The sequence below is a fragment of the Candidatus Omnitrophota bacterium genome, assembly GCA_028699255.1.
In the GTDB taxonomy this organism is placed as follows: Bacteria; Omnitrophota; Gorgyraeia; order 2-01-FULL-45-10; family 2-01-FULL-45-10; genus FEN-1322.
Genome location: JAQVUX010000024.1, coordinates 1 through 5332 on the forward strand (window position 1 = coordinate 1; position 5332 = coordinate 5332).

At 48.5% G+C, this 5332-nt stretch carries 11 protein-coding genes; all 11 read right to left on the reverse strand.

Annotated features, from left to right (window positions below; genetic code table 11):
- Positions 1-537: hypothetical protein (locus PHS46_08495; GenBank protein ID MDD3906541.1), on the reverse strand; the 537-nt coding region annotated here is incomplete at its 3' end.
- Between the two features lie 25 nt (positions 538-562).
- Positions 563-1237 (reverse strand): hypothetical protein, encoded by a 675-nt coding sequence (locus PHS46_08500; GenBank protein MDD3906542.1) that lies wholly within the window; start codon positions 1235-1237, stop codon positions 563-565.
- Between the two features lie 3 nt (positions 1238-1240).
- Positions 1241-2023: a hypothetical protein gene (locus tag PHS46_08505; GenBank protein ID MDD3906543.1), complete on the reverse strand. Its 783-nt coding sequence runs from the start codon at positions 2021-2023 to the stop codon at positions 1241-1243.
- Between the two features lie 322 nt (positions 2024-2345).
- Positions 2346-2660: a hypothetical protein gene (locus tag PHS46_08510; GenBank protein ID MDD3906544.1), complete on the reverse strand. Its 315-nt coding sequence runs from the start codon at positions 2658-2660 to the stop codon at positions 2346-2348.
- 97 nt (positions 2661-2757) lie between these two features.
- Positions 2758-3093 (reverse strand): hypothetical protein, encoded by a 336-nt coding sequence (locus PHS46_08515; protein ID MDD3906545.1) that lies wholly within the window; start codon positions 3091-3093, stop codon positions 2758-2760.
- Positions 3094-3130: 37 nt separating this feature from the next.
- Entirely contained in the window at positions 3131-3508 is a 378-nt protein-coding gene (locus PHS46_08520; protein ID MDD3906546.1) for a hypothetical protein, read from the reverse strand.
- Entirely contained in the window at positions 3505-3780 is a 276-nt protein-coding gene (locus tag PHS46_08525) for a hypothetical protein (protein MDD3906547.1), read from the reverse strand. Before PHS46_08525 ends, PHS46_08520 begins: the two co-directional genes overlap by 4 nt.
- Complete coding sequence (locus tag PHS46_08530; protein MDD3906548.1) at positions 3773-3901, reverse strand: hypothetical protein; 129 nt, start codon at positions 3899-3901, stop codon at positions 3773-3775. Before PHS46_08530 ends, PHS46_08525 begins: the two co-directional genes overlap by 8 nt.
- Before the next feature lie 491 nt (positions 3902-4392).
- Positions 4393-4707 (reverse strand): hypothetical protein, encoded by a 315-nt coding sequence (locus tag PHS46_08535; GenBank protein MDD3906549.1) that lies wholly within the window; start codon positions 4705-4707, stop codon positions 4393-4395.
- Complete coding sequence (locus PHS46_08540; GenBank protein MDD3906550.1) at positions 4700-4951, reverse strand: hypothetical protein; 252 nt, start codon at positions 4949-4951, stop codon at positions 4700-4702. Before PHS46_08540 ends, PHS46_08535 begins: the two co-directional genes overlap by 8 nt.
- Complete coding sequence (locus tag PHS46_08545; protein ID MDD3906551.1) at positions 4948-5142, reverse strand: hypothetical protein; 195 nt, start codon at positions 5140-5142, stop codon at positions 4948-4950. Before PHS46_08545 ends, PHS46_08540 begins: the two co-directional genes overlap by 4 nt.
- Between the last annotated feature and the right edge of the window lie 190 nt (positions 5143-5332).

Here is a 5332-nt window from a genome sequence, read left to right on the forward strand (position 1 = left end):
ATCGACGATCTGCTGTCTGATACCCTTAAACGCCAGCGGGTTATAGGTATCATTGGCATAATAAAGAGCCTCATTGAGCTTACGAATAAGCCACAAGGTTCCCTCCGCAGCCTGCATGTCCTGAACGTTTCCATGAGCCGGAGTTACCAGCGTCATCGCGTGAGTGACCTCGCGCAGAACGCCCATGAACTTGACCTCTCCCGTTTTACGGGTATAGGTGCTATCCTCGGCAGGGGCAACGCCGCCTTCCTCGAAGAACGCATTTCCTGCACCGCCGTAGCTGTCAAGTATGTTGTACTGCTCTACCGTGTTATAAGCGGGCTTTTTGGCCAGCATATTCCACAGCTTCAGCGCCTTGGCCTTATAGGTTACGACCTTCAGGGTGCCTTCCAACGACTCCACCCGAAGGGCGGTGCCGTCTGCAAAGGTAGTTCCCAGATCGCCGGTACCTGCGGTGCCTAACGCCTTGTGCAAGTCTTCCAGTGCGGAGCTATCGCCGAAAGCGCCTTCTCCGTTGACTTTCCAATCCATTTCCATATCTTTTTTACCTCCTTTCTGTTCCTTATCTTCCGTACTTCTCGTCCAGGCTCTTTATAAGAGCAGACGAGATAATGCCGTCGCGCTCGAACTTCGTAACCTTTTCCATCGGCACCATATTGTCACATACGGCCTTGGCCAGGTTATCGGCGATGCGAAACTTCTCGCTGGGATTGGTGACTCTGACTAGGCCATCTTTACTTCCCTTGTCCTTGTCGTCACCGCCACCGAAGGACTTATCCAGCGGAGCCACAACAACGCTCTTGCGAGGCTTCGGCAGGCTTTCCAGAACTTCCACGCTGCCGTGAACGCTCTTCATCAGCTTGCCATTGACGAACATCGACTTAGCGATGACGCCCTGCCCGGCCTCTATCCTCTCCAATCTCTTGGCAAGGATATTCTGGCCTTTGACCAGCGACTTGTTGAGTTCCACCATCTCCCTTAGAAGCGGGGAAACATCCATCGCCTCCTGAAGCTCCTCGCTCGGCTCGAAGACGTTGCGGAAGGACTTGTCCATCTTCTCATCCTTCTCGTCCTCTTCCTCGTCCTCCTCGTCCTCCTTGGTCAAGTCTTCCTTCGTCTCGTCTTCCTCCTCTTCGGCGGAAGCTCCGGCCTTGGAAAGCTCTTCAAGGTCTTCAAGCTGCTCTTCCAAGCTTTTCATTAAGTCCTCGGAAGTCTCTTCCTTTCTCTCTTTTGCCATTGTTCAACCCTCCCCTCTTTGTTTTTTAGCGCCCAGCGTTATTGCCGCCAGCCGCTCCGCATTTGAACCGACGAATTCAAGTAACCTCTTTGCATCGTCGGGATGCAAGCCATCAAGTGATGAATGTATCGAAATAAGCGCCTGTCTTGTCCTCGGAAGATCGATGTATTTTTCGTCCTTCTCAAGGTCTTCCGGTATTAGCATTGCGCCTGTTTCCGTAGTCAATCCCTTCAGCATTTCATCGCTACCGAACAAGGACTTGGCCAGCGAACACCAAGTAGACCCGTTGACCGGCTGCTCGGTTATCGCTACTTTGCGGATAAAGCTCTTCGTGACCGCATTGACCTCTTTATTAAGGCTCTTGACGTAAACCTTGCCTCTTCCCAAGATCGAACCTTGAACGGAGAAGCCAAGCTTCGCATCACTCTCCAAGAGGTTCCATATATGCCGTGCTCTCTCTACGCCCTTATAAAGCCACCCCTTGACCCAAAAGCGCCCATCTTCCAACACCTGGGCGTCTATGGGCTCTCCTATAAGGTTCTCCGGCCCTTCCCTATGATCGTAGTTGAATTTTCCCCAAGACTTAAAGAAGGACAGGCCATCCACGAACGCCTTGCCGGTTGTCATTACGACCTCATTTTGAAGGTCCACTATGTTTTCATCAGCGGCGATACCTTCAAAAATCCAACGGCCATCCTTTTTAGCGCCTACCGACTTAATCAACTCGCCGCCAAACTGAAAGGCTCCGTCAGGTCCGATAACAGGTTTTAAGATTTCATCCATCATTTTCGCCCCTGAATGCAAAAAGGCCCGAGAAACAGGGTTTAACCTGTTCCGCGAGCCTTAGACTCCTAAAATCATTCTTCTTTTTCTTGAGTATATCATGCCCTGTCAAGGGCTTGGCTTTTTAATCACCAATCTTGTTGTTTCCGGAGGCTTAACGATACCTATCGGAACCTGTATATCCGTTTTGCATCGACACCGGGCGTATGCCTTTTTATAGACAGGATTGATATAAAGAAGACGCGAGCGCAGCACGATAGCTCCGTTCTTCTCTTCCATAACACATCGCCCGCATCCAGGACACATTATGTTCTCCATCCTACCCTCACGCCGTTGACTTTATGAACCTATGAAACCTTCCTATGGCACCCTTCAGGGTCTTAGCTGTGTTATATGCTCGGTGTGTATGACACACATAGGTGATTTCTCCGGTATCAGGATTAACGCTCTTCCACACTGCCGGGCTCGGTGCGCCGTTCTTCCCTAAATGCCATATTGCGCCCTTACGCATTACCTCTGCTCGTTCTTCAGGTTCCAGGGGAACTTTATGCCTCATTAATCGCTGGAAGTTACTCATTGACTTGTGTAAGTCTTCACCAACTATAAACTCAACAAGCTCGATAACGCCGCTCGTTCGCATAGACACTTCCCCCTTACTGTCATGGTATCACTATGGTCAAACCAATAAAAAAAGGGAGCGAAGGATTTCTCCCTCACTCCCTTTCACATTGCGCCCTTTATTCTACCGCTATACCCAGCCTCTTGGCTATCGCCTTCACATTGGCCGGTAAAGGCACACCGTATTCCAGGCACTTCTTGATGATACGGCTCCATAGAAGGTCACGTACCCTATCTGCCTCGGCCTTACCGCTATGCTGTGTCTCTTCTTCATACCACGTCGATACATTAGCCTCGAAATACTGCAACGCACCATGGGCTGTTGCCTTGCTCGTAATTTCATTGACATAGAAATCATCTTCAAAATCGGGGTATAGCTGATGCCCTTCAGGACACTTCTTTGCCTTAACGCTATTCTTGTCACGGTAATACTCTTGGCAATCGGGACACCACATAATAAAACGCCTCCCTTAATTATCTTTCTCTATTTTATCACAGGACAGAAGCAAGAGCGAAATTTAACCTCTTCTGTATCAGGGTTACAGCTAACCTACGATATGTTTTCACCGTCCCTTTCTTGACGGTATCCAATTCAAATCTACGCATAGCCAGGCATGAATTAAACCTTATTAAAGGGTCTTCTTCATCGTTGTATATCTTATACTGCTGCATTCGCCAGGCTTGCTTTCTCAAGCTTTCCAGATCGTTATTTATCCCTCTAATTTCTTCGAGGAATGCCGAGCAAGCTTCGTTTATCATCCCCGTTTTATGTTTGTCGGCAAAGTATTCAGTATGCCTTATATACCGCGAAACGCATTCGCCGATAACATTTAGCCGCTCTGACACAGCCTGCAGATATTCCCCGGTCACGACTTACGCTCCGGGACATAGAAAAGATTCATACGATACATTGCCTGTTCTGTGATATCGGCTCTGTCGGAGGAATTTAACGCTACCCTTGAAGTCGCTACCCTTACAAGTGACCGTACTGTAATATCACTGGCATCAGGAGGTATCACCGCGGACATTAGAAGGTATTTACATTCCTCTATAATTTCATCTTTTATATCGTCAAAGAACTTTTCGGCTTTATTGTAAATATCCCTCTTGTCCATTGCTATGTGCAGATCGCTTTTAATCATTGTCGTTGTCCTCCTTCTTAAATGCCGGTATTATAGGTATAGTTTTTACGTCAACGATATTTTCTCTTTCGATAAGGAACAACGCCGTTTCTCTCTCTTCCTCTGAATTGAAAGTTACCATAGACGTGTTATTTCCTCGGAAGAGAATTGCTGTATCTCCGTGCCGTTCTATACTTTCCATCCGGTACAAGTTGATGTAAATATCTTTTTTGCTATCCGAATCAAGAATCTTTATCCACCTATCGTTATACATATTTCACGTCCTTTCAACAATCTTCATCGGGCAATAGAATTGTCATTACCGGCTCTCGGTCATCTCCGGGTCCACATTGGACATACATCAAAGGCTTGCCCCCTTCGTTATGGAAGTAGACACGCTCGGCTTGTATCCCTTCAGATCGTATCTCGACTGAAGCAAGAGCCGCTTTCCATAGGATACCACACACACGCGCGTCTGCGTCTTCGTGGGGCTCGATGAACTTTTGCCATACCCCGATGGTTAAGGCTACCGGGCATTCAAAACCCACGGCCTTTGCGTGTTCCGATACGTCAACGAGTATGCCATCGTCTATCTGCTGCGCTCGGCTGTAATCCACGTTCAACCCGCCTTTCTTACCACTCTTTGGGAAGTATAGGTAAATTGCTCATTGCTTCACGAACAACATACCGCATCCTGTCTTCCGTCATCCCTCCCGTTATATACGCTCGTGCCGCTATAAACCCATCAGGTATTTTCTCGCCCCCGGCTATCAATAACAACTCGCCAGGCGTGTTCTCATTGGCCGGTTTAAAATACAGGTGCAACCGGGATATACCGCCACAACTCTTTATAAGGCGGTTGAATCCAAGCTTCGCCTGCTCGCGTGCTTGATCGTCAAGCCAGGCATACATCTTTTTCATGTAAGATTCCATCTTTATATCAAGCATCACACTCTCCTTCTTCTGCCAATTTCACCATGACCTCATATCCGCTTTCGCTCGGCCATCCGCAGTTAAACAATGCCCACTCCTTTCCGCGCGTATCCGCGTCCACCATCTTGAGCCTATAGTTGCCGATCAGCGCCTGCTGCCCGAACACCTGACGATTAGCAAACCTCTCGAATGCCTCTTCTGCGTTTTCGCCTCTGGAGATGTAATCCTTGCCTTTGTATTTCACTTTATACCTTGTCATTTCGCACCCCCCATCTGCAACTCAACGCTCTTATATCCACGTTCCTTCCAACACATCCTCACGTATGCCAGGGCTTCCTTCTCGTCATGCCCCTGCACTGGATAAGCCTCTTTGCCGTCCATGCTGCTCTCGGCTTTTACAAACCCGTTCCGCATCGTTGACAACTTCACCGCAACTATTCTTCTGGCCATAACATTGCACCCCCGAATTTTATTCCGGGAGGGTGTTACCCCTCCCGTTACTATATACATTCTACAACAAATTTTGTTTCTGGCCGGTTAGATGAACGGCAAGTAAACATCATCGCCCAATGCTTCACGTATGCGCTGCGCCATCTTTACCGTAGCCTCGTTGCGTCCGTCATAGTCACCGCTATCGGCT